The following is a 22,882-nucleotide window of genomic DNA, read 5'->3' on the forward strand; positions in this document are numbered from 1 at the left end:
GCTGACGTCCGGCGCTGACCTTCCGCGAGGCCCTCGGGCGGCGAGGCCCTCGGGCGGCGAGCCCCGCCGGCAGAGAGTTGTGGCGGATCGCGCTTGGCGCGCGCGCTAACTGCATTCCGCCACAACTCTGCGCCTTGAGGTGAGCGCCCCGCCTCGCCTCAGCGGCCGCGGAGATCCTTGCGCAGGATCTTGCCAGACGTCGACTTCGGGATCACGTCGATGAACGCGACGGCCCGCACCTTCTTGTGCGGCGCGACGTGCTCGGCGACAAACGCTTCGACGCCGGACTCGTCGAGCGACGAACCCTCGCGGCGCACGACAAACGCCTTCGGGATCTCCTGACCATCCGCATCCAGCGCCCCGACGACGGCCGAGTCGGTGATGTCGGGATGCGTGAGCAGCAGGGCTTCGAGCTCGGCGGGAGCGACCTGGTAGCCCTTGTACTTGATGAGCTCCTTGAGGCGGTCGACGATGGTGAACTCGCCGAGCGGCCCGACCGTGGCGATGTCGCCCGTGTGCAGGAAGCCGTCGTCGTCGATGGCCTCGTGGGTCGCGTCGTCGCGTCCGAGGTAGCCGAGCATAATCTGGGGGCCGCGCACCCAGATCTCGCCTGGCTCACTCTGCGCGCCTTCGACAGCGTCGATCTCCTCGCCCGTCTCGGTCGAGACGAGCTTCACTTCGGTGTTGGCGATCGGCACGCCGACCGAGCCGAGCGGCATGCCGTTCTCTTCGAGCGGGAGCACGTGCGTGACGGGGCTCGCCTCGCTCATCCCGTAGCCCTGACGCGTGCGGGTTCCGAGCCGGTCGGCGACCGCCTTCATGAGGGTAGAGTCGATGGGCGCTGCGCCGGAGAAGACCGTCCGCACGCTCGTCAGGTCGAAGGTGTCGATAAGCGGATGCTTCGCGAGCGCGACGGCGATGGGCGGCGCGATGAACAGGTACGTGCATCCATGGGTCTCGATGATGCGGAGGAACTCCCCGAGGTCGAACTTCGGCATGGTCACGAGGCGGGCGCGCTTCTTGATGGCGATGTTCAGCAGCACGGTCATGCCGTAGATGTGGAAGAAGGGGAGGAGGGCCAGCACGACGTCGTCGTCCTCGACGTCGAGCACCGGGTAGGTCTGGACGACGTTCGCGACGAGGTTGGTGTGGCTGAGCTTCACGCCCTTGGGTTTGCCGGTTGTGCCGGAGGAGTAGGGGAGGACGGCGACGTGGGTGGCCGGGTCGAAGCTTACGTCTGGCGCGGGGAGGCCCGCACCGAGGAGCTCGCGGAGGTTGTGGTACCCGTCGGCGCCGTCGAGGACGATGATGGCGTCCTGCTCGAGGCCCGCCGCTATCGCGCCTTCGTGGGCCTGCGCGAGCAGCGGGCTCACCGTGAAGAGCAGCTTCGCGCCGGAGTCTCGGAGCTGCGTCTCGATCTCCTCCGCGGTGTAGAGCCCGTTGATGGTCGTGGCGGTTGCGCCGGAGCGGAGGATGCCGTGGAACACCGACGCGAACGCGGGAACGTTCGGACAGTGCAGCGCGACCACGTCGCCGATTCCAAGTCCGCCGCCTGCCAGTGCCCCTGCGATGAGCTCGATCTGCTGCTTGAGCGCGCCGAAGGTCGTCTCGGCGCCGCTTGTGCCGTCGACGATGGCGGTCCGGGCGGCATCCGCTTCGCTCAGCTCGGCGAAGAGGAAGTCGAAGACCGAGACGTTTGGGATCTGCTCGTCCGGGTAGGGGCTCTTGAACACGGCGATCTCCTTTGATCGAAATGCAGGCGGCCTGGCGGTCGGGTTGTGCCCGGCCTGGCCGCGTCTGGCGGATGCACGTGTCGCATCCGCTGCCCATACTGCGCACCCCACATGGGAGTGACCTCAGCGCGGCCGCGACAGCCCCCGAACGGCGGCGCGCGTTACTCCCTGGGCGCGCTACTCCCGGGGCGCGACGGGCGCGACGGCGGCGACCGCCTCGATCTCGACGAGCTGGTCGTCGTAGCCGAGGACGGTGACGCCGAGGAGCGTGCTCGGCACGTCGTGGTCGCCGAAGGCGTCGCGGATGACCTCCCACGCGGTGACAAGGTCGGCCTGGGAAGTGGATGCGACGAGCACGCGAGTGCTCGCGACGTCCTCGAGGCGAGCCCCGGCCTCGGCGAGGGCGACGCGCAGGTTCTCGACGCACTTCGCCGCCTGCCCCGCGTAGTCGCCGACCGCGGCGGTTGTGCCGTCGTCGTTGAGCGGGCACGCGCCCGCGGGGAAGACGAGGCGCGCACCCGGCACGACGGTGGAGGCGTAGGCGTATTCAGCGGTGTCGCTGAGTGTGCTCGCGCGGATGAGGGAGACAAATCCGGACATGGGACCTCCTAGTTGAAGTTCGGGGAGCGGATGCGGGAGCTACGCCGGCGAGGCCGGCGTGACGGATGCCTGGCGCCCCGCGAACCTTGGCAGCACGAAGAGCGCATCCACGACCCGGAAGCGGCGCAACCAGCAGGCGAGGAAGGCGACCGCGAGGGCACCGAAGAAGCAAGCAGGCAGGGAGATGTTGGGGTTCGTGACGCCGAGGTTGATGAGGATGTTCGTGATCCACACCTGCGTCGGGAAGTGCACGAGGTAGAACACGACCGAGTTTCTGCCGATGTACTGCAGCCATCTCGCGCGGTCGTGGCTCTGCGCCTCATGCGCGCCGGTGACTCGGCGCACGGCCATTACCGTTCCCGCGATGCCGGCGATGACGACGGGCAGCAGCTCGAGGCGGTGCGCGTCGAAGCCGGCCGTCATGGCGTTCGTGTAGCCGCGATTCCCGGCGATGATGAACGCCCCGAAGCCAGTCGCGACGGCCAGGCACACCCACATGAGCGTTCGCGTCTCGAAGCGCGACAGGCGAGAGCCGAGCCGCACGCACAGGTGGCCGGCGAAGAAGAAGCCGCCGTAGTAGCAGAGGTTCGAGAAGTCGCCGTCGGGGATCGGCCAGCTCGCGAGCCACAGCGCGGCCGGCACAACCGCGAACCATGTGCCCGGGATGCGCGCGAGCAGGGGAGCGGCCGCGTAGTAGGCGGCGAGGAAGAAGATGAACCACAGCCAGTTGTTCGGGATCCAGAAGAACGGGTCGCGCAGGTCGGTGTACCCCTCGGTGAGCATCCCGATGACCATCCATACGAGGTACGGCCAGATGAGAGTGCGCACCTTGTTCCAGTAGTAGGTGCCTGGCGGCTTCGCGAGTGAGCGCGTCAGCAGCACGCCGGAGAGCAGGAACAGGAGGCTCATGCGGTAAGGCGCGAAGAACGAGTTGACGTCGTTGACGACGTGCCCGGAGGTGATGCCCGCGAACATCCAGGGGATCGCGGTCGCGTGCAGCAGCACGACGAGCAGGATCGCGCCGCCGCGAATGAGGTCCATCCAACGGGCCCGGGATGCGCCGCTCGGGGTGCGGCTGCCTTCGGGGGGCTTGGACTGCGAGGAGGGTGGAGTCATTGCGGATGCGCGTCTGGTTGGGATCTGCCCAGGCGCGACGGCGGCGCCTCGGCAGTGTCCGACCCTACGCGACTCCCGGCGCTCGGCGTCCCGCCTCGCCATGTTCCGCGAAGGTGAGGCGCCCGCCCGCCCCCGCCCGCCCCGCATCCGCCCGCCCCGCCCCCGCATCCACCGCGCACAGAGTTGTGGCGTGTTGCGCTTCCCGTTCGGGACAACAGCAACACGCCACAACTCTGCGGGCCTGCGGGCCTGCGGGCCTCCGGGCGCCAGCCGGGCGACGGCGCCGGACTTAGCCCGCGCCCATCGTCACCGACCGCGGCGGCGCCTGGTCGCTGTGGAAGAACCTCGCAGCCCAGGACCCGGCGTTCGGACGCCCGGAGAAGTTCTGCGAGAACATCCCGGAGGCCAACTGGACGATCTCGGCCACCGTCACCCTCACCGACGACAAGATCGTCCCGTACATCCAGAAGATCACGGGCCGCGACCCCCGCGACGGGAAGATCGTCACGGGCGGACCCTGCAACTTCAAGGACTCGTCGTGGCTCTACGGCTACACCATGAGCCGCCAGCCGCACTTCGAGGCGCAGGACCCTCAGAAGGAGCTTGTTGTCTGGCTCTACGGCCTGTTCTCCGACAAGGAAGGCGACTACATCAAGAAGACGATCCGCGAGTGCTCCGGGTGGGAGCTCACCGCCGAGTGGCTCTACCACATGGGCGTTCCGGTCGACCAGATCGACGACCTCGCCAAGAACTCCGCGAGCACCCTGCCATGCAACATGCCGTACATCACGTCGTACTTCATGCCGCGCGCTGCCGGCGACCGCCCGCTCGTCGTGCCGGAGGGGTCGAAGAACCTCGCGTTCCTCGGCAACTTCGCCGAGACCGAGCGCGACACCGTCTTCACGACCGAGTACTCAGTGCGCACCGCCATGGAGGCCGTCTACACGCTCCTCGAGATCGACCGCGGAGTGCCAGAGGTGTTCGCGTCGTCGTTTGACGTGCGGACCCTCCTCAGCGCCGTCTACTACCTCAATGACCGCAAGAAGTTGCACGAGGTGAAGCTGCCGTTCGCGGCGCGCGTGCTCGAGAAGGCCGCACTCGCGAAGGTCAAGGGCACGTACGTGGAGGAGCTCCTGCAGGACGCGAAGCTTATCTAGGCGCCCGTCTCTCGCCATCGCTGCCAGTCAAGTTGCCCTCTGAGAGGTGGGCAGAAGGGGTAAATGACTGGCAGCGATTGGCGGGTGGGGCTCTCGAAGCGGTCACTTGACTGGCAGCGATGGTTGCTTCGCTGGGTAGGGTGAGCGCAACGAGGGGATGCGACGTGGGATCACTTGCGCAAGTTTCAGAGGCCGTCGGCACGAGCACACGTGCACGACTCGAGGAGACGCTCGCGCGGCGTGCCGAGCTGCTCGGCGGCGGGGATGCGCGTGACGGGGCGAACGGGCTGGCTGGCACCGCCGCATCCGCCGCATCCGCTACAGATGCACCCGAGGCGGCGACCGACCGGGATGACGCCAGGCACGACTGGGTCGCGCAGCCCATGCATGCGGACGCGGCCATCCGGGCGCAGACCGGCCAGGGCTGGGATGACTGGATCGACGCGATCGATGCCGGTGTTGGCCGCGGCGCCACGCATCCGCAGATCGTCGAGTGGGTCATGGCCAACTCGGCGCAGAACGGCTGGTGGAGCCAGGGCATCGCCGTCAGCTTCGAGCGCATGACGGGCAGGCGCCTCGCAGGACAGATGCCGGACGGGACGTTCACGGCCAACCGCACGCGGACGCTCGCCGTCGACCGGGAGGTGCTGCGCGAGCTCATCGCGTCCGACGGGACGCGGGATGAGCTGCTCGGCTTCGAGACGGAGTTCCGCTCGAAGCTCGCGTCGAAGACCTACAAGGTGCTCATCGCGCGCGGCGACGAGCCAATCGGCGGCCTGCTCTTCACCTTCGACGTAGCCAGTAGCGGCCGCACCAAGCTCGCCATCATGCACGAGAAGCTGCAGGTGCTTGACGAGATTGAGCTGTGGAAGGCGTACTGGGGTGACTGGCTCGACGCGCTCGAGGCGGCGCTGGCGTAGCCGTCGCTTCACGCCCCGAACGGGAACGGCGGCTTGTGAGCTCGGTACGACTCGATTCGGTCGGGATGCTCGCGGGCGACGAGAATGCGGCTCTCGTCTCCGGGGTTCGTGGGGTCGTAGATGACTGTGACGGTGTCCCCGGCCACGGGTAGCGAGTCCTCGTGGAACAGCCCCCACGGTGTGGTCCAACGGGTCTGCCCGTGGGGGTCGGTGAACTGGATCGTCCAGCGGCTGATGACGCGACTGCTCTCGCGGGGACGCTCGACGCCCTGCGTCACGAATCCGGTTGTTCGCGTGCCGGTCGCGAGGGCCGACGCGAACCTGGCCTCGGCACGGCGGCTGCGGTTGGCGCGGGCGAAGCGCCGCCAGACGGACACCGCGAGGCCCAGCGTGAGCAGCGAGGGGAGCACCCAGGGCAGCACCGTGATGGCCCAGGGGGTTTCCTCGACGACCGGAGTCCCGTCGCCGTTCGACAAGAGCGGGCCCACGTTGATTGTGGTGAGCAGGAGCAGGGCAGCAAGCGAACCCCACGCGCCCACGGCGGCACCGGCGAACCAGATCGGCTGCCCGTCGGCAAGCGCACGGGTGAAGTCTGGGGCTCCCGTGTAGGCGCGGCGGGCGAACGCCTGCGCGATGAGGAACCCGACTGACATGAAGATCCCGACCGGGATGAGGAGCGGCAGGAGGGCGACGAGCGGGAAGGTGCTGGTCTCCTCGATCCTTGCGATGAAGAACAGCGAGCTCAGCCCCACGGCCCCGAGGAAACCCCCTGCAGCCAGGCCGAAGTCCGTCAGCAACAGCGCGGCAAGGCCGCGGCCGCTGCCGACGCGTGCGGCTCGGGCGGCATCACGCTGCACGACAAGGTCAAGAGGGTTGTTGGTGCTCATCTTGGTCAGCTTTCCGCGATCACAGGTGCCCAGTGAAGGCGCTTGGCGCATCCGGGTTGCCGCGGGCCACGAAGATGCGCGACTCGTCGCCGGGATGCGCGGGGTCGTGAAGTACGGTCACGCGCTCGCCCGTCAGCGGAGGGTTCTTGCCGCGGAACATGCCGCGGCGACGCACCCAGCGGGTGGTGCCCTGCGCATCCACGAACCGGAAGGTCCACGGCCCGGACACGAAGACGGATTCGTCGTTCATGCGGATGCCCTGCGTGACGACGCCTCCTGTCGTGACGCCACGCTGGCGGAGACGGGCGACGAACTGCTCGACCTGGTCGAGTCGCCGGAGTCTGAGGAGACGCAGCGCAGCCGCGGCCGTGGACGCTACGGACCGCACGATGGGGACGGCGCGCGGAACCCAGTAGAGCATCCACTCCCACGTCGACCATTGGACTGCGGAACCGTCGTAGTCGAGCTTCGCGCCGATGGTCTCAGGCGCGGTCCAGAAGGGTGCGAAGGCCCACGCGCCGAGCGCGGCCCCGATCAACCAGAGTGTCGTCGGGCCGAGGCCGGTCAGGCGATGCGGGTCGCCGCTCGTCGCGTGGTTCGTGATGACGTGGCCAGCGATGGCAGCGATGCTCGCGAGCACCCCTGTCGTCATGAGCAGGTAGATCCAGACGCCGGGGGACCCGCCGAACCCGCCACTGAGCGCCGCGTACCTGAGCTGATCCGACATGCCGCCAAGCGCGCCGACGATTGTCGCCGCCGCCGCGCCGACGATTGCGACCCCGGTCAGCAGGATCAGGATGCGCATGCCGGGGCTGCCGACTCGAGCGGCCGCCCTCGCCTCCCGCATCCGGGCCGGGTCGACGGTGCTCATGCGTAGTCCTCCGCCCGACCCGGCGACGACCGCGACACGAAAATCCGCGACGTGTCACCCGGGTTCGCGGCGTCGAACAGTACCCACACGCGCTGGCCCGGCTTCGGGGCGGTATGCCAGTCCACGGTGCTGGTGCGCTTCACCCAGCGCTGCACGCCCTGCGCGTCGGTGAACGTGAAGCGCCACGACGCGATCGTGCGCGTCCCCGGGGAGATCGCGACGCCCTCGGTGACCGTGCCGGCTACTGGGCGGCCCGCCGCGAGCATCCGCCGCACCGAATCGCCTCGCCGCGAGGATCGAAGCCGGAGCAACGTGCACGTCACAAACGCGGCAACGGTGAGCAGCGCTGCGAGTGCCGGTAACCACACCGGGAGCCAGTAGGACACCCAGGCGCTGGACGACCAGGATGTGACGGTCTCGAAGTGCTCGTTGCGCGTGTACCCGACGTGCTGCGGCTGCGACCACAGGCCGGTGAAGGCGAGCAGCCCGATTGTGGTGCCCGCAAGAGTGATCGTGAACGGGTCGACCGGCGGGAGCGGCTGCGCGGTGCCGATGAGTCTCGCGTAGACGAAGAAGTAGAGCGGCAGCGCGCCGAAGAGCAGCAGAAACGCCGCGGGGAGCGCGTACCAGGCTTCGTTGATCCACGGCTCGGCGTCCCAGTCGCGGATCCCCAAGGCCATCTGGCGACCCGAGTTCCGCTCGGCGATGACGCCGAAACCGAGGCCGGCGCCCAGGCCGAAGAGCAGGATGCCGACGCCCCACAGCTGCGCGAGCGCGCGGGGGCTGCCAACGAGGTGCTCCGCTCGCGCTTGCCGTGCTTGGACCGGGTCGATGGTGCTCATGGCTGGATAGTGGCAGGCGGATGCGCGCGGCGACAGTCCCGGATGCTTCGACTTCGCCGCGCAGGTGCCCGGCAGGGGGAGATGTCGAAGTCGTCGCATCCCCGGTCTGAACTCGAAAGCGGACTTGTGGTCGTCAAACTTCGAGTTTGACGACCACAAGTCCACTTTGGAGACTGCGGCGTAGGTGGGGAGCGGGGTTGAGGTCGTTACGGGGCGGGATGCGCGACTGGGCCCGGATGTGTCGCCTGGCCCGGGATGCGCGGCTTGGGATGCGCGCGGCGGCTAGCGCGTGCCGCGCTCCGCATCCGCTGCCCCGTCGGCCCCGGCGACCAGGTCTTCGCCCGCGTCGTCGGCGTCGGATCCGCGGAGGCGGGCGATGCCGTTCATGAGGTGGTAGACGACAAGCGTCGCGACGGTGCCGAGCACGATGCCGCCGAACGTGACCTGGCCGCTGTTGATCGTGAAGTCGCCGATCGCGACGATGAGGCCGACACCCGCCGTGAACTGGTTGGTCGGCGATGAGAAGTCGACCTTGTTCTCGAGCCAGATGCGCACGCCGATGATGCCGATGAGGCCGTAGAGCGCGGTCGTGATGCCGCCGAGCACGCCGCCGGGCACGCTCGCGATGAGCACGCCGACCTTCGGCGACAGGGCGAGGAGGATCGCGGCGATCGCGGCGACCCAGTAGGCGGCCGTCGAGTAGACGCGGGTCGCCGACATGACGCCGATGTTCTCGCCGTACGTGGTGGTGGGGGAGCCGCCGCCGAAGCCGGAGAGCACCGTCGCGAGGCCGTCGGCGAGGAGCGCCCGACCGGCCATGGGGTCGAGGTTGCGGTTCGTGAGCTGGCCGACGCCCTTGACGTGGCCGACGTTCTCGGCGATGAGCGCGAGCACGACCGGCACGAACATGAGGTAGACGAGCAGATGCTCGGCGGCGAAGACGGGAGCAGTGAAGGTCGGAAGGCCAATCCAGGCGGCGTCGTCGAGGCCCGCGAGGTCGACCTGGCCCGTGAAGGCGGCGACGATGTAGCCGACGACCACGCCGATGAGGATCGACAGGCGGCCGATCATGCCCTTGAACGCCACCGCGACGACGATGACGGTCAGCAGCGTGATCGACGCGACGAGCGGAGACGCCTCGAAGTTGTTCTTCGCGGCAGGGGCGAGGTTGAAGCCGATGAGCGCCACGATCGTGCCCGCGACGACTGGTGGCATGAGGAGGTTGATCCAGCGCGTGCCCGCGAAGTTCACGATGAGGCCGACGACCGCGAGGAGCGCGCCGACGACGATGATGCCGGCGAGCGCAACGCCCTGGCCGTCGGAGGCGACGGCCGCGAGGATCGGTGCGATGAACGCAAACGACGAGCCGAGGTAGCTGGGCACGCGGTTCCGGGTGATGAGCAGGAACAGCATCGTGCCGATGCCGGAGAAGAGCAGCGTCGTCGACGGCGGGAAGCCCGTCAGCAGCGGCACGAGGAACGTCGCGCCGAACATGGCGACGACGTGCTGCGCGCCGAGGCCGATCGTGCGCGGCCAGGTCAGCCGCTCCTCGGGCAGCACGATGTCGCTTGCGGGGACGTTCTTTCCGTCTCCGTGCAGTTTCCAGGGCAGTGCCACGGCGGTCTCGCTTCCAGGTCGTTCGGCGGGGATCGGCCTGCGCTGGGGAGCGGCGCGTGACCTCTACGAGATTAGGGGATCGCATGACCGCGCTCGCGCGCCAACCGTGGTGGCGTCTGCGCTGCAGCCGCCGCGCGAAAACTTCGGTGACGACTCCGGTGACAACTTCGGTGACAACTTCGGTGACAACTCGGCCAGATCTGTCGCCGAATCGGGCGATACGCGTCATCCGTCACCGAAATTCTCGCGCGGGCAGAGAGACGCTGCCGCGCCACGGGCATCCCGCGCGCTGACTACGCTTGAGCCTGTACCGCGAGCAGCACGATCAGGGGAGCCGCATGAGCGACAGCCACGAGTCCGCAGTGGATCACGAGCAGGCGGAAGCGGGCGACCTCGGTCACGCTGCAGCTCCTGCACGGGCGACCCAGGTGGCGCCGACGAAGCGCGGCAGCGGGTCGACGTTCAAGGAGCGCCTCGACACGTTCTTCGAGATCACGCACCGCGGCTCGAACGTGCCGCGCGAGATCCGCGGAGGCCTCGTCACGTTCATGACGATGGCGTACATCGTCATCCTGAACCCCCTGATCTTGGGCGGTTTCTCGCAGGACCAGGCGACGCTCGACGTCGAGGGTGGCTGGCTGCAGGCGTCGCAGGTGGCCGCGGTCACGGGCCTCACGGCAGGCGTCATGACGATCCTGTTCGGCGTCATCGCGAATCTTCCGTTCGGGCTCGCTGCGGGCCTCGGCATCAACTCGTTCCTCGCAGTGAACGTCGTGCAGCAGGTGACGTGGGCTGAGGCGATGGGGCTCGTTGTCATCAACGGCCTTGTCATCGTGGTGCTGTCCGCGACCCGCCTGCGCGAGATGATCTTCCACGCCGTGCCGCCGCAGCTGAAGACGGCGATCACGGTCGGCATCGGCCTGTTCCTGGCGTTCATCGGCCTCGTGGATGCTGGCTTCGTCACGTCGTCGGGAAACGCGTCCCCGCCGGTCCAGCTTGGTGTCGGCGGCTCGGTGACGACCGTTCCGACGCTCATCTTCGTGGTTGGCCTCATCGTGATGGGCGTGCTCATGGCGCGCCGCGTGAAGGGCGCGCTGCTCATCGGCATCGTCGGCAGCACGATCATCGCGGTGGTCGTCGAGGCGATCATGAAGCTCGGGCCGGCGTTCGAGAACGAGGGCGGATGGTCGCTCAACGTCCCGATGCTGCCGACGCAGATCGTGTCGGTTCCCGACCTGGGCCTCATCGGGGCGTTCAACTTCGGTGCGTTCGAACGCATCGGCATCCTGGCCGGCGTGATGCTCGTCTTCACGCTTGTGTTCACGAACTTCTTCGACGCGGTCGGCTCGCTCACCGGCCTGACGCGGGAGGCTGGCCTGCAGGACAAGGAGGGCAACTTCCCCCGTCTCAAGTCCTCGCTGGTTGTCGAGGGCATCGGCGCCGTCGCCGGAGGCGCGACGTCGAGCTCGTCGAACACGATCTTCGTCGACTCCGCGGCCGGCGTTGGCGAGGGCGCCCGCACTGGCCTCGCGAGCGTCGTGACGGGCGTCATGTTCCTGCTCGCGATGTTCTTCACGCCGCTGACGCAGATCGTCCCGCTCGAGGTGGCGGCCGCGGCGCTTGTTGTTGTCGGTGTGCTCATGGTGTCGCAGGTGCGCGAGCTGAAGTGGGACGACTTCTCGGTCGCCCTCCCGGTCTTCCTGACAATCGTCATCATGCCGCTCACCTACTCGATCGCGAATGGCATCGGCGCGGGCTTCATCTCGTGGGTGGTTGTCCAGACCCTCACGGGCAATGCGCGCAAGGTCTCGCCGCTCCTGTGGATCGTCGCGGTCGGCTTCCTGATCTACTTCGCCCGCGGCCCCATCGAGGGCATGTTCGCGTAGTCGCTCTGGCGGACGTCCGCTCGCCTGTGTGACGTCCGCCACCGGAACATGAGGCCCGGTTGCAGTGCGTGCATCCGCGTGACTTCAACCGTTCGAGTCGAGGGGGTTTCTCGGCGAGAGTGCGGTGCATGACGCATCCCTATGCTCCTCGCCGTGTGCCGCTGGCCGTGCTCGATCTCGTGCCGATCGTCGAGGGCGGTACCGCCGCTGAGGCGCTTGCGGATGCGCTCGAGCTCGCGCGATCGGCCGAGCGGGCCGGCTATTCGCGCTTCTGGCTCGCCGAGCATCATCTGAACCCGGGCGTGGCTGGAGCCTCGCCGCTCGCGCTGCTTGGCGTGCTGGCCGGGGCGACGGAGAGCATCCGCATCGGCACGGCCGCGACGTTGCTCGGCAACTACAACCCGATCCAGGTGGCGGAGGCGTTCGGGACGGTCGCGCAGCTCTTCGGCGCGCGCTTCGACCTGGGGCTGGGCCGCTCGTCGTTCAAGCACCTGATCGCTGCGGCCGTCGCTGCTGAGGCCGGCGCCGACTCGGGGGCCGCCCCGGAGCCCGGACCCGAGCAGGCACCGGTCGAGAACCGTGTTGTCGACGGGCTTGTCATCCCGCCGAGTCGCCGCCTCTTCCTCCGTCCGGAGCGCTTCCTTGTCCAGGCGCGGCTCCTTGGCCGTTCGGCCGATGTCGAGGACACGTTCGCCGACGATGTCGCCGACCTGCTCGCCTTCTTCGCCGACGACTACGAGGCGGTGGATGCGGTGGCTCCCGTGCACGTGCAGCCGGCGGCGGGTGCGCCCGTCGAGGTGTGGGTGCACGGTTCGTCTGCGGGCCCGAGCGCACGCCTGGCGGGGGCCCGCGGTCTGCGGTTCGGCGCGAACTACCACGTCGCCCCGCACGCGGTGCTCGACTCGATCGCCGAGTACCGGGCGCACTTCCACCCGAGTCCCGAACTGACCAAGCCCTACGTGACGGTGTCCGCCGACGTGCTTGTCGCGGAGACGGAGGAGGAAGCGCGTCGACTCGCCGGCGGCTACGCCGAGTGGGTGCTCTCGATCCGCGAGGGGCGTGGCGCCATCCCGTATCCGACCCCCGAGCACGCGCGCGAGATCTCGTCGCTCAGCGACGAGGAGCTGCGCACCGTCATCGACCGCCTCGACACGAGATTCGTGGGAACGCCGGAGCAGGTCGTCGCGCAGCTCGAGACCCTCCAGCGGGTGACTGGCGCCGACGAGCTGCTGCTCACGAGCATCACCCACGACAGTGCCGCGAGGCGCCGTTCGCAGGAACTGCTGGCCGACGCCTGGTTCGCCGACGGGGTGAACGCGCCGACGGATTCAGTGGGGCTCGGCGCGTTGGTCGGATAGGCACCGCGGCAGCACCGAGCAACCGAGCCTCGGCCCCGCCTGGCGCACGGAACGCCGCATCTGGTGCCAGCGGTGGGAAGCTGGCGGTCACGATTCCCCCACCTGAACGCCGGAGTTCCTCATGGTTCCAACCGCAGAATCGCACCCGTCAACCCTGCAGCAGCCGCGACCCGTGCATCCGCTGGTCGAGACGCCGAACGGCGTACTTCGCGGCGTCGCAGACGGAGCTACCGAGCGCTGGCTCGGCATCCGCTACGCCGAGCCGCCCACGGGCGAGCGGCGCTGGCGGGCCCCGGTTCCCGTCGGCGCCTGGAGCGGGGTCGTGGATGCGCGCATCCCGGGACCGATCGCGCCGCAGGCTCGCGTCAAGGCGATGGATGTCGGCGAGACCGCCATCACCGACGAGGACTGCCTGTTTGTCAAGGTGTGGCGGCCGACCACGGCACGGGCGCCCGCCGCCGAGCCGCGCGCCGTCATGGTGTGGGTGCACGGCGGCGCCTACGTGCTCGGCGGCCCGACGCAGCCGGTGTTCGACGGAGCAGCGCTGGCCGACCGCGGCGACGTCATCGTCGTGACGCTCTCCTATCGCCTCGGCGGCCTCGGGTTCCTGGAGCTCTCGACGCTCGACGGCGCGGAGGGGCAGTTCGACTCGAACCTCGGGCTGCGCGATGTGCTGTGCGCTCTGGAATGGGTGCGGTCGAACATCGGCTCGTTTGGCGGTGACCCGGCAAGGGTCACGGTGTTCGGGGAGTCGGCGGGCGCCGGCATCGTGTCGACGCTGCTCGCCACCCCCTCCGCCCGCGGGCTGTTCTCGGCAGCGATCGTCGAGAGCTCACCCGCGACGAGCGTGTACGGGCTCGGGCGGGCGAAGGTCGTCTCGGAGCGATTCGTCCAAAAGCTCGGCATTACGGCACACGACTGGGCTGCCCTCCGCGCCCTGTCCGTCTCGAGCATCGTCGAGACGGCCGGCGAGCTGTTCGCTGAGATCCCGACCGAGTTCCCGGGCACGCTCGCCTTCGCGCCGGTCGTCGACGGCGAGCTGGTGCCTGAGCATCCCGTGACGGTGCTGAGCGAGGGCCGCGGACTGCCCGTTCCGCTCATCATCGGCACCAACAGGGACGAGGCGACGTTCTTCAAACTCGCCAAGTCGCCGCTCCTGCCCGTCGGGGAGCAGGCGCTTACGACGATGATCACCGAGATCGCCCGCGAGAACCCGTCGGTCGAGATGCCAGACCGCGAGCACATCCTCGACGCGTACGAGGGCGTTCGGCAGCGGATGGTCGGGCTCGGCATCGCGCGCGACGTCGGCTTCCGCATGCCGACGGTGTGGATCGCGGAGGGGCACGCGCGGATCGCTCCGACCTACCTCTACCGGTTCGACTTCGCGACACCCCTGCTGAAGGTGCTGCGCCTCGGCGCCACGCACGGCACCGAAGTCGCGTACGTGTGGGGCAACCTCGACACCGACCCTCGCGGGCTCGCCTACAAGCTCGGCGGACGCAGACAGGCCGGTGAGGTTTCCGATCGGATGCTCGCCCTCTGGACGTCGTTCGCTCGCTAAGGACAGCCGACCGACGGAGGCCTGCCAGGGGCGGTGCCGTCGCCGGCGTTCGGGGAGGCCCGTTCGACGTTGGTCATCGACCATGCCGATCGGGTGGCCGACGACCTCGACGCGGACCTGCGCGCGGCGTGGGGCAACCGGGCCTTCTCGCTGAGCTGAGCTGAGTTGGGTTGGGTTGGGTTGGGCTGGGCTGGGCTGAGCTAAGCCGAGCCGAGCTAATGCCTAGACCCTGCCCGGGCTCAGGAGCGCCGGAAACCCGAGAGTGCCCGTGGCTCAGTACCGACCTGGATATTGCCCGCCGCCAGCCGGCCCGTATCCCTGGTTCGCGGCGTAGGCGCTGGCCGACGCGAGGCGAGCATTCGCCTCTCGCACGAACTGCGGGATGAGGAAGAGCTCGACGATGACCCAGATCGCGACTCCGAAGACCAACAGCAGGCCGATGCCGAGCCATGACGTCGCGAAGCCGACCAGGTAGAGCACAAGCTGCGTAATGGCGATGCCAGTGCGTCCGAGGTAGAAGTTGTGGATGCCCAGCCCGCCAAGGAAGATCGCGAGCACGTACGTAATGCCGACTTCCTTGCCGCCACTGACGACAACCGTCTGCTGGTACAGCACGGGCGCGTTGGCGGCTGGCGCCTGCGACGGGGCGTAGTGGCCCCATTGGGCGCCATCCCAGTAGCGCTGCCTGCCCGTCGGGTCTGGGTACCAGCCGGCGGCCGGCGACGATGGCGCGTTGCTCGCGTGCGAAGAGCCGTAGGGGCCGTCCTCCGGTTGCGAGGCGTATGGATCCGTTGGTACGAGGCTCATCGGGCACTTCCCTGCTGTCGAGTGGATGCGGGACTCATGCTAGCGAGCACTACCGACATTCGACGGGCCTGTGGAGTATCCCCGGGATTAGAGGTGTGGATGGGCGTCCGGCGCCTTGCGGAGGGCGCGGCGGACGAGAAGCCCTTCGGAGATGAGGAGCGCGGCGACGATCGCCGCGCCGAGCAAGAACCAGAGCACGGGGCCGACGACGTCCCCCGAGGCCCAGAGCAGTTCGCGGTCGTCGGTCTGCCACGGCCCCACAGGGCGCGCAGCGATCCGGCCATGAGGCCCGTCATGAGCGCGAGGGTCACGCGGCGGTGCTTCGAGAGGAGCCAAAGCAGGACCTGTACGAAGAGGGCGAGGCCCGTGCCTGCGCCGACCGCGAAGAGCGCGATGTAGCCCAAGTCGAGGGAGTTGAGCGCGCGCAGCGTCGGCTCGTACATGCCCGTCGTGACGAGCACAAACGAGCCCGAGACCCCGGGGAGCACCAGCGCGCAGACGGCAACGGCGGCCGATACGAAGATCGCGACGGGGGATGGGTCGGCGTCGTTTGCAGAGGGCAGCCCAGTCAGGACGAAGCTCAGGACCGCAGCAGGCACCGCGATCGCGTAGTCGCGAAGCTGCCAGCGTGCCCCGAGCATCCGCGCAGGAACGATGAGCGAGACGGCGATGAGCCCAGCGAAGAGGGCCCTCGAGGGGATGGGGTGCGCCTCGATCAGGGGAGCGACGAGGCGGGCCGCGATGACCAGCGCGACGAGCATCCCAATGCCGATGGGAAGCACGAGGCCCCACTTGACCTGCGAGAAGTGTTCGCGCGCCCGGTTCAGGCCCCTGCCGCGCACCGTGTCGACGGCCGCGCGCACGACGCCGAGCACGAGGTGCCCGGCGGAGTCGATGAGCGTCTCGTAGACGCCGATCAGCAGTGCGATGGTGCCGCCGCTGACGCCCGGGATGATCTCGGTCACGCCGATGAGCGCGCCTCGGAAGAGATTGACGAGGACGTTGAGCGCTGACGAACCGGCCCTTCTCGGGCGCCGGGGTCGTGGACGGCGCCGGATGCACGTGCGCCCGGGGGAGGCGGCACAAAGCCACCATTCCGCCAGGCGCGACCCGCGAGTGCGCCCGGCCGCGCTGCGCTCCCGGTCTGCGGCAGGAGGCGCGTTGACAATTCGGGTGACGATTTCAGCTCTGCGGTATAAACTTCGTCTTCCGCCGCGCTTCCGTCACCGAAATTCGCGCGGCCACGTCTCGGCACGAGATCGGTGGGCTGAATTAGAGGTCCGGGGCAAGTGTTCTCACAGCGGATTCACGCAATCCACCCGCACTCAGCCCGGCCGGGTTTGGCGCGCGTACCGTATCCGCCATGTCCCTCGAACCCAGTACTGCGGCGGCCGAATCGCGCGGAGACCGCCTCCGCGGCGCGGCTCCTGCAGGCCTCGCAGGAATCGGTGCCGCGGCGCTCGGCGTCGGCCTCGGCGAGCTCGCCGCGGCCTTCCTGCAGACCACCGCGAGCCCGATCGTCGCGGTCGGGGCGCTGCTCATCGACCTCGCGCCGCCATGGGCGAAGGACACGGCGATCGCTCTCTTCGGGACTGCAGACAAGATCGCCTTGATCGCCCTCGTCGCAGTTGTGCTCATCGTCGTCGCCGCGGTTGCCGGCGTGCTCGAGCGACGCCGCCCGCCGTGGGGGCGCGTGCTCATTGGCCTCATCGCGGCGATTGGCGCGGTTGCCGTAGCCACCCGCACCCCCTTCTCTCCGCTCGACACCGTGCCGCCGCTCCTCGCGATGGTCGTCGCCGTGCTGACGCTCCAGTTCCTCGCCAAGACCCTCTTCGAGGCCGAGCTGCGGGCCAGGCAGCGAGCGAGCGAGTCCGAGCTCGCTGCAGCCCGGAGTTCGGCGATCGGTGCGACGAGCCGGGCCGCAGCGGCCGGATCGGCGCAAGCCACTGAAGCCACTGAGACCCCCGAAATCTCCGAAACTACGGCTGTCCGTGAAGCCACCCCGCCCGTCGGCGTCGACCGCCGCCGCTTCCTCGTCTACGCGGGAGCATCCGTTGTCATCGGTGCCATCGCCGCAGCCTCAGGGGCCGCGCTCTCGGCTGGGACCCGCGCCGTCACCGCGGTCCGCGAAGCCATCGCTCTGCCGAAGGCCGCGGTCAAGGCCGCCGCCGTTCCAGCCGGCGCGCAGTTCGAGATCCCCGGCCTCCCACCGGTCGTCACCCCGAACGACGAGTTCTACCGAATCGATACCGCGCTCAGCGTGCCGCTCGTGAACCCAGAGGGGTGGTCACTGCGCATCCACGGGCTTGTCGACAACGAGGTGACCCTCACGTGGGACGAGCTCCTCGCCCTCCCGCTCGAGGAGAGCATCACGACCCTCATGTGCGTCTCCAACGAGGTCGGCGGTGGCCTCATCGGCAACGCGCTCTGGCTCGGCTACCCGCTGCGCGAATTGCTCATGCGCGCGGGCCCGCAGGCGGACGCCGACATGGTGCTGTCGAAGTCGGCGGACGGCTGGACCGCCAGCACGCCGATCGGTGCGCTCACCGACGACCGCAACGCCATCCTCGCCGTCGGCATGAACGGCGAGCCGCTGCCCGCCGAGCACGGCTTCCCCGTGCGGATGGTCGTGCCGGGGTTGTACGGGTACGTGTCGGCAACGAAGTGGGTCGTTGACCTCGAGGTGACGCGCTTCGACCGCGTGAACGCCTACTGGACCGACCGCGGCTGGAGCGCGGAGGGGCCGATCAAGATCGGCTCACGCATCGACGTGCCGAGCAGCGGAAGCATCGGCGCGGGGCCGACGACGATCGCCGGTTTCGCCTGGCAGCAGCACGCTGGCATCGAGACCGTCGAGGTGCAGATCGACGACGGCGAGTGGCAGCAGACCGAGCTCGCCGCGCCCATCTCCGACGACACATGGCTGCAGTGGAAGCTCGACTGGGACGCCCCCACCGGCGAACACTCCGTCCGCGTCCGGGCGACCTCGAGCGACGGCGAGGTGCAGACCGAGGCGCGCGCCAACGTCGTGCCAGACGGCGCGACCGGCCACCACGAGATCAAGGTCAACGTCACGGCGTAGCGCGGCTGTCGGCGGGGCCTGCCCACATCCGCTCGCACCACACCTTCCCCCTCCGCAGAGGTGCGGGAAGCGCATCCTCGTTCCGGGATGAGCCTGCAATTCCCAAAGGTCTGCGCCGTGTCTCAGACGTATGCACCGCGCAAGACGCCCCGATAGCCTGGTCGGGATGCCTCCAACCTCCCCCGAAGAGCGTCCCCGTCCGTCGACCCTGCGCGATCTGCCGCGCGCCGCGTGGATCTCGGCACGCGCATCCACGCCGAACAGGCCGCTGGCGGTGCTCTCGGTGCCGATCTACGCGTTCTCGATCGTGCCCATGACGCTTCGCGGTGGGCTCTACCTCGACGAGTCGCGCACGGGAACGGTGCTGTTCGCGCGGCGCCGGCCCATCCGTGACGGCCTCGTGATCGGGCTCTGGACGGCCGCGGCGTTTGTGCTCTGGGTCGCGAGCATTCTGATCGTCGACGCGGTGGTCATGCTGTTGCTCGGGATGCTCGGGATGCTCGTCTACGCGGCTCTGCTCGTTGGCGCCGTCATCGCACTGGTGCAGCCGGGTGGGACGACGCTTTCGGCGTGAGGGCCGGAGACGCCGAAGGGGGACAGATGGATGGTCGCGGCCCTTGCGCAGCTCCCTGGCACCCGAATGACCGCGGTGATGCTCGCGAGGCGCTTGATCGAGCAGACGCCGCCCGGTTCGATCATCGTCGCGGCGGCGGCAACGGATGCGCTCCTCGCGCGGTACGTGCGGGCCGGCTTCACGGCGGGTCGGGCGCGCCGCGTCTACCGCGTCGTGCCGGTCGAGGCCTGAGCGGAGAACCGCAGAAGTGCGGGAGATGCGGGCGCGGCCGCAGAGGCGGGGCGGAAGGCCCGCAGACGTAAAGAAACCCCTGTGCGTAGAAGCCGCACAAGGGTTTCAGTGGCTCCGACGGGCGTCGATCCCGTGACCTCACGATTTTCAGTCGTGCGCTCTACCAACTGAGCTACAGAGCCGGAGGCTGATGCCTCATGGCGACTCACTGATGTTTGTCGCCCTTGCAAATTGCCCTCTTCGAGAAGAGGGCAAGATGCTTGGCGACCCTGACGGGACTTGAACCCGCGACCTCCGCCGTGACAGGGCGGCGCGCTAACCAACTGCGCTACAGGGCCTTACTTTGGTGTCTCAGCCTGGGCTGATTCATCCGTATTCGATTGCGACAGTTCAATGTACAGCATCCCAGCACCTGGTGTTGTCACGACCGTGACCCCAACGGGATTCGAACCCGTGTTAACGCCGTGAAAGGGCGCCGTCCTAGGCCGCTAAACGATGGGGCCGAGTGCTTGTAGCTGACTTGACTACCGAGAGAAGAGCATAGGGGCGATTTCCGATCACGGCAAATCGGGCGCCGCCTCCGCGCGCGTTCGGCGTGTCGCGCTTCGACGGGTCGGGACCGAGCGCAGGCTTCCTCGTATCCGGATGCACCCCGCGAGGCGCGTAATTCCGGCCCACACGACGACCCGGTACAGCTTTCATCACCCGGGTCTCTGTGACGCGCTAGGCAGATGTTGACAAACTTGTTACTGTTTCTCGTGTTGTTGGTGTGAAACAAGTGACTGCAGTGGTAGATGCAGTCTCGTGTTGCCGCAGAGGCGTCCGCCTCGTTCCGCACCCGAGATTCACCACGAGGAGAGCGAATGCCCGCCACCAGGAGCCGAAAGCCCCTGCGACTCCGCGACCGCTGGCGTACCCCGCTCGTCGGTGCAGCATCCGCCGCCGTTCTGGCCGCGCTTGCGCTCTCCGCTGGTCCCGCGTTCGCCGCGGATGACGACTACGCCACCTGGGAGGATGTCGTCGCCGCCGAAGGCAACGTCGACCGCCAGGAATCGCTGATCGCCGAGATCGAGCAGCAGATCGCCGACCTCGACGCGAAGGTCACCACCGCCGCAGCCCAGGCCAAGGCCGCCGGTGAAGAGCACGGCAAGGCGCAGACCGCGTCGAGCGAGAAGTTCGCCGAGGTCACGATCCTGCAGGAGCAGGCGGATGCGGCCGAAGAGAAGGCCTCGACGTCTCGTGAGAAGGCCGGCCAGCTGGCCGCCGCCATGAGCACGCGCGGAGCTGGCGACCCCAAGCTCGCCCTCTTCCTCAACCCGGGCGACGCCGACACGCTGCTCTACCAGCTCGGCACCATCAGCAAGCTTTCCGAGCAGACCGACGGCATCTACAACCAGGCCGTCACCGAGAAGAACACCGCAGATGTCCTCGGAACCCAGGCGACCGCCGCGCACGACGAGCTCGCGAAGCTCGAAGCCGACACGAAGACGAAGTTCGACGCGGCGCAGGCCGAGCAGGTTGTCCTCCAGAACGAGAAGTACCTCGCTGACGACAAGAAGGCCGACCTCCAGGCCATGCTCGCGCCGCTCAAGGAGAAGCGCGACGTCACCGCCAGCGACTACGCAGCCGGCGAGAAGCTCCGCCAGGAGCAGGTCGCGCAGACGAACCGCGAACGTGCAGAAGCCGCGGCCGCCTACCAGGAAGAGGCGTACCAGCAGGCCGTCGCCGACGCTGAGGCAGCAGGCGTCCAGGCGCCGGCCAAGCCCGACATCTCCACCGACGTGCCAGAGGCATCCGCCCCGCTCGCGCCAGCCGACCCGACCGATCCTTCTGTCGCCCCGGAATCGCTGCGCCCGCCGGCACAGGCCGCACCTCCTGGCCAGCCTTCTGCCCCGCCGACGGCCACGGCGGACCCGACCGCGCCGGTCGCGCCGCAGCAGCCGACCGCTCCCGCCGAGTCGCCCGCCCCGAACCCCGACCCCGTCACGCCGGCACCGACCACGGCCCCGGAGCCGACGACCGCCCCGGAGCCGACGCAGGCGCCCGAGCCGGAGCCGACGACCGCGCCGACCACGGCGCCCGAGCCCGACCCCACGAAGCCCGACATCGAGATCCTCCCCGAGGAGCCGCAGAAGCCTGACGTCGAGCTCGAACCGGAGCCCGAACCCGAGCCCGAAGTCGTCGCACCGACCACTCCGGAGACCCCGAGCGGAGTGCTGGCCGGCTACTACGGGCCGATCAGCAGCGGCGTTGTCACCGACGAGTACGGCATGCGCCTGCACCCGATCTTCGGCACCTACCGCATGCACAACGGCCTTGACCTCGGCGTCAACGGTGGTACCTGCGGCGCTCCGCTCTACGCGGTGCACAGCGGCACCATCACCTACGCCGGCTACAACGGCGGCTTCGGAAACCACGTTGTGCTTGACTTCGGCAACGGCACCGAGGTCTCCTACTCGCACATCATGGACGGCGGCATCAACGTCTACGTCGGCCAGACCGTCAACGCAGGCGATGTGCTCGCCTACGCCGGGACGACAGGTTCCTCCACCGGCTGCCACCTCCACTTCGAGCTGAAGTACTGGGGCACGCTGATGGACCCGAAGCCGTGGCTCGCCTCGGCAGGCATCTACTACTACTGATTCTGATTCGCACGCACGTCAGCTGACGTCAGCGTGAGCGAAGGGCGGCTCCTCGCTTCGGCGGGAGCGGCCCTTCTGCGTGCTGACGCCGCGCGTGTCAGTTGACCTTCAGGCTGCATCTTCGGCGGCTAGCTGTCCAAGTTCCGTGATGATTCGCGTGCCTGGGCACGTGTCAGTGGCCTACGTCCGCTCTCGTCACGGAAGTTGGTCAAGACCACCCGACCGCTCCGCCCCGACCGCTCCGCCCCGACCGCTCCGCCCCGACCGCTCCGCCCCGACCGCTCCGCCCCGACCGCTCCGCCCCGAACGCTCCGCCCCGAAGGCTCGGCCACCGCGTGTTGGCAGGCACCGCGCGCACGAAGAAGCCCCGCATCCACCGCTGAACTCGTCAGGGGATGCGGGGCTTCGTCAGCCTGTCGCCGGTCGAGCCGGCGGACGCTGCCTATTCGGCGGGCTTGTACTGCGCGATGGAGCGCTCGATGATGGCCTCGGCGGCGGCTGCGTCGCCCCAGGCCTCGACCTTGACCCACTTGCCGGGCTCGAGGTCCTTGTAGTGCTCGAAGAAGTGCTTGAGCTGGTCCTTGGTCGAGTCGTCGACGTCGCCGAGGTCCTGGATCTTCGCCCAGCGGGGGTCCTTCGCGGGGACGCAGAGGATCTTGTCGTCTCCGCCTGCCTCGTCTGCCATGTTGAGCACGCCGACGGGGCGCACCTTCAGGCCGACGCCAGGGAAGAGCGGGTACTCGAGGAGCACGAGCGCGTCGAGGGGGTCGCCGTCGTCGGCGAGGGTGTGCTCGAAGAAGCCGTAGTCCACGGGGTACACGAACGGCGTGAAGAGCACGCGGTCGAGGAAGACGCGGCCGGTCTCGTGGTCGACCTCGTACTTGTTGTGGCTTCCGCGCGGGATTTCGATGACGACGTCGTAGCTGCCCATGGCGCTCCTTCGTTGCGCCTGGTGGCGCTCAATCTGTGTGGCTTGTCGGCGGGGCCCAGTTTGGCGC

The 22,882-nt window shown here is 68.7% G+C and carries 19 protein-coding genes and 3 tRNA genes; 9 read left to right on the top strand and 13 right to left on the bottom strand.

The window, feature by feature from the left end; all coding sequences use genetic code 11:
* Window positions 1-158: 158 nt before the first annotated feature.
* The 3 genes from FHX72_RS12345 to FHX72_RS12355 form a co-directional block, all read right to left on the bottom strand.
* Window positions 159-1,733, bottom strand: coding sequence for an AMP-binding protein (locus FHX72_RS12345; RefSeq protein ID WP_183625489.1), 1,575 nt, complete (start codon window positions 1,731-1,733; stop codon window positions 159-161).
* Between the two features lie 177 nt (window positions 1,734-1,910).
* Window positions 1,911-2,333 (bottom strand): RidA family protein, encoded by a 423-nt coding sequence (locus FHX72_RS12350; RefSeq protein WP_183625491.1) that lies wholly within the window; start codon window positions 2,331-2,333, stop codon window positions 1,911-1,913.
* A 39-nt stretch (window positions 2,334-2,372) separates the two neighbouring features.
* Entirely contained in the window at window positions 2,373-3,449 is a 1,077-nt protein-coding gene (locus tag FHX72_RS12355) for an acyltransferase family protein (RefSeq protein WP_183625493.1), read from the bottom strand.
* A gap of 332 nt (window positions 3,450-3,781) precedes the next feature.
* Between FHX72_RS12355 and FHX72_RS12360 the strand changes: the two genes are divergently transcribed.
* Window positions 3,782-4,606: an oleate hydratase gene (locus FHX72_RS12360; RefSeq protein WP_221186955.1), complete on the top strand. Its 825-nt coding sequence runs from the start codon at window positions 3,782-3,784 to the stop codon at window positions 4,604-4,606.
* Window positions 4,607-4,770: 164 nt separating this feature from the next.
* Window positions 4,771-5,526, top strand: coding sequence for a hypothetical protein (locus FHX72_RS12365; protein WP_183625495.1), 756 nt, complete (start codon window positions 4,771-4,773; stop codon window positions 5,524-5,526).
* An 8-nt stretch (window positions 5,527-5,534) separates the two neighbouring features.
* Here the strand turns inward: FHX72_RS12365 and FHX72_RS12370 are convergent, their stop codons facing one another.
* The 4 genes from FHX72_RS12370 to FHX72_RS12385 all read right to left on the bottom strand — a co-directional run bounded on the left by FHX72_RS12370 (window position 5,535) and on the right by FHX72_RS12385 (window position 9,743).
* A complete protein-coding gene (locus FHX72_RS12370) occupies window positions 5,535-6,413 on the bottom strand; it encodes a DUF3592 domain-containing protein (RefSeq protein ID WP_183625497.1) in 879 nt (292 codons plus the stop codon).
* A 19-nt stretch (window positions 6,414-6,432) separates the two neighbouring features.
* Window positions 6,433-7,284 (bottom strand): hypothetical protein, encoded by an 852-nt coding sequence (locus tag FHX72_RS12375; RefSeq protein WP_183625498.1) that lies wholly within the window; start codon window positions 7,282-7,284, stop codon window positions 6,433-6,435.
* Window positions 7,281-8,126: a hypothetical protein gene (locus FHX72_RS12380; protein WP_183625501.1), complete on the bottom strand. Its 846-nt coding sequence runs from the start codon at window positions 8,124-8,126 to the stop codon at window positions 7,281-7,283. Before FHX72_RS12380 ends, FHX72_RS12375 begins: the two co-directional genes overlap by 4 nt.
* A gap of 282 nt (window positions 8,127-8,408) precedes the next feature.
* Window positions 8,409-9,743 (bottom strand): solute carrier family 23 protein, encoded by a 1,335-nt coding sequence (locus FHX72_RS12385; RefSeq protein ID WP_183625503.1) that lies wholly within the window; start codon window positions 9,741-9,743, stop codon window positions 8,409-8,411.
* 338 nt (window positions 9,744-10,081) lie between these two features.
* Here FHX72_RS12385 and FHX72_RS12390 point away from each other — a divergent pair, with 338 nt between their 5' ends.
* The 3 genes from FHX72_RS12390 to FHX72_RS12400 all read left to right on the top strand — a co-directional run bounded on the left by FHX72_RS12390 (window position 10,082) and on the right by FHX72_RS12400 (window position 14,548).
* The gene (locus tag FHX72_RS12390) at window positions 10,082-11,629 is read left to right on the top strand and encodes an NCS2 family permease (protein ID WP_183625505.1); all 1,548 of its coding nucleotides are present in this window, start codon (window positions 10,082-10,084) and stop codon (window positions 11,627-11,629) included.
* 128 nt (window positions 11,630-11,757) lie between these two features.
* The gene (locus FHX72_RS12395) at window positions 11,758-12,987 is read left to right on the top strand and encodes an LLM class flavin-dependent oxidoreductase (RefSeq protein WP_183625508.1); all 1,230 of its coding nucleotides are present in this window, start codon (window positions 11,758-11,760) and stop codon (window positions 12,985-12,987) included.
* Between the two features lie 121 nt (window positions 12,988-13,108).
* Window positions 13,109-14,548, top strand: coding sequence for a carboxylesterase/lipase family protein (locus tag FHX72_RS12400; protein ID WP_244964236.1), 1,440 nt, complete (start codon window positions 13,109-13,111; stop codon window positions 14,546-14,548).
* A 273-nt stretch (window positions 14,549-14,821) separates the two neighbouring features.
* Here FHX72_RS12400 and FHX72_RS19065 read toward each other — a convergent pair whose 3' ends face one another.
* Both FHX72_RS19065 and FHX72_RS12410 read right to left on the bottom strand, forming a co-directional pair.
* Entirely contained in the window at window positions 14,822-15,355 is a 534-nt protein-coding gene (locus FHX72_RS19065) for an NINE protein (RefSeq protein WP_068494078.1), read from the bottom strand.
* Complete coding sequence (locus tag FHX72_RS12410; protein ID WP_338110127.1) at window positions 15,352-16,320, bottom strand: DUF368 domain-containing protein; 969 nt, start codon at window positions 16,318-16,320, stop codon at window positions 15,352-15,354. The genes FHX72_RS19065 and FHX72_RS12410 overlap by 4 nt, the downstream gene beginning before the upstream one ends.
* Before the next feature lie 398 nt (window positions 16,321-16,718).
* Between FHX72_RS12410 and FHX72_RS12415 the strand changes: the two genes are divergently transcribed.
* From FHX72_RS12415 to FHX72_RS12425, 3 genes are all read left to right on the top strand, one after another.
* Window positions 16,719-18,437: a molybdopterin-dependent oxidoreductase gene (locus tag FHX72_RS12415; RefSeq protein WP_183625510.1), complete on the top strand. Its 1,719-nt coding sequence runs from the start codon at window positions 16,719-16,721 to the stop codon at window positions 18,435-18,437.
* Between the two features lie 166 nt (window positions 18,438-18,603).
* Window positions 18,604-19,011 carry a hypothetical protein gene (locus FHX72_RS12420; protein ID WP_183625513.1) on the top strand — a complete coding sequence of 136 codons (408 nt, stop codon included), beginning with the start codon at window positions 18,604-18,606 and terminating at the stop codon, window positions 19,009-19,011.
* Window positions 19,012-19,041: 30 nt separating this feature from the next.
* Entirely contained in the window at window positions 19,042-19,242 is a 201-nt protein-coding gene (locus FHX72_RS12425) for a hypothetical protein (RefSeq protein ID WP_183625516.1), read from the top strand.
* Window positions 19,243-19,351: 109 nt separating this feature from the next.
* On the opposite strand, the gene FHX72_RS12430 is transcribed toward FHX72_RS12425, so the two are convergent.
* The 3 genes from FHX72_RS12430 to FHX72_RS12440 form a co-directional block, all read right to left on the bottom strand.
* Window positions 19,352-19,424 (bottom strand) — tRNA-Phe (locus FHX72_RS12430).
* 79 nt (window positions 19,425-19,503) lie between these two features.
* Window positions 19,504-19,580: transfer RNA gene (locus FHX72_RS12435), tRNA-Asp, on the bottom strand.
* 92 nt (window positions 19,581-19,672) lie between these two features.
* A tRNA-Glu gene (locus FHX72_RS12440) sits at window positions 19,673-19,745 on the bottom strand.
* A gap of 360 nt (window positions 19,746-20,105) precedes the next feature.
* Between FHX72_RS12440 and FHX72_RS12445 the strand changes: the two genes are divergently transcribed.
* A complete protein-coding gene (locus FHX72_RS12445; RefSeq protein ID WP_183625518.1) occupies window positions 20,106-21,884 on the top strand; it encodes a peptidoglycan DD-metalloendopeptidase family protein in 1,779 nt (592 codons plus the stop codon).
* A gap of 442 nt (window positions 21,885-22,326) precedes the next feature.
* Here FHX72_RS12445 and ppa read toward each other — a convergent pair whose 3' ends face one another.
* Window positions 22,327-22,815, bottom strand: a complete 489-nt coding sequence (gene ppa / locus FHX72_RS12450) for an inorganic diphosphatase (RefSeq protein WP_068479635.1) — start codon at window positions 22,813-22,815, stop codon at window positions 22,327-22,329.
* Window positions 22,816-22,882: the final 67 nt, after the last annotated feature.

This window comes from Pseudoclavibacter helvolus (genome assembly GCF_014191305.1).
GTDB classification, from domain to species: Bacteria; Actinomycetota; Actinomycetes; order Actinomycetales; family Microbacteriaceae; genus Pseudoclavibacter; species Pseudoclavibacter helvolus.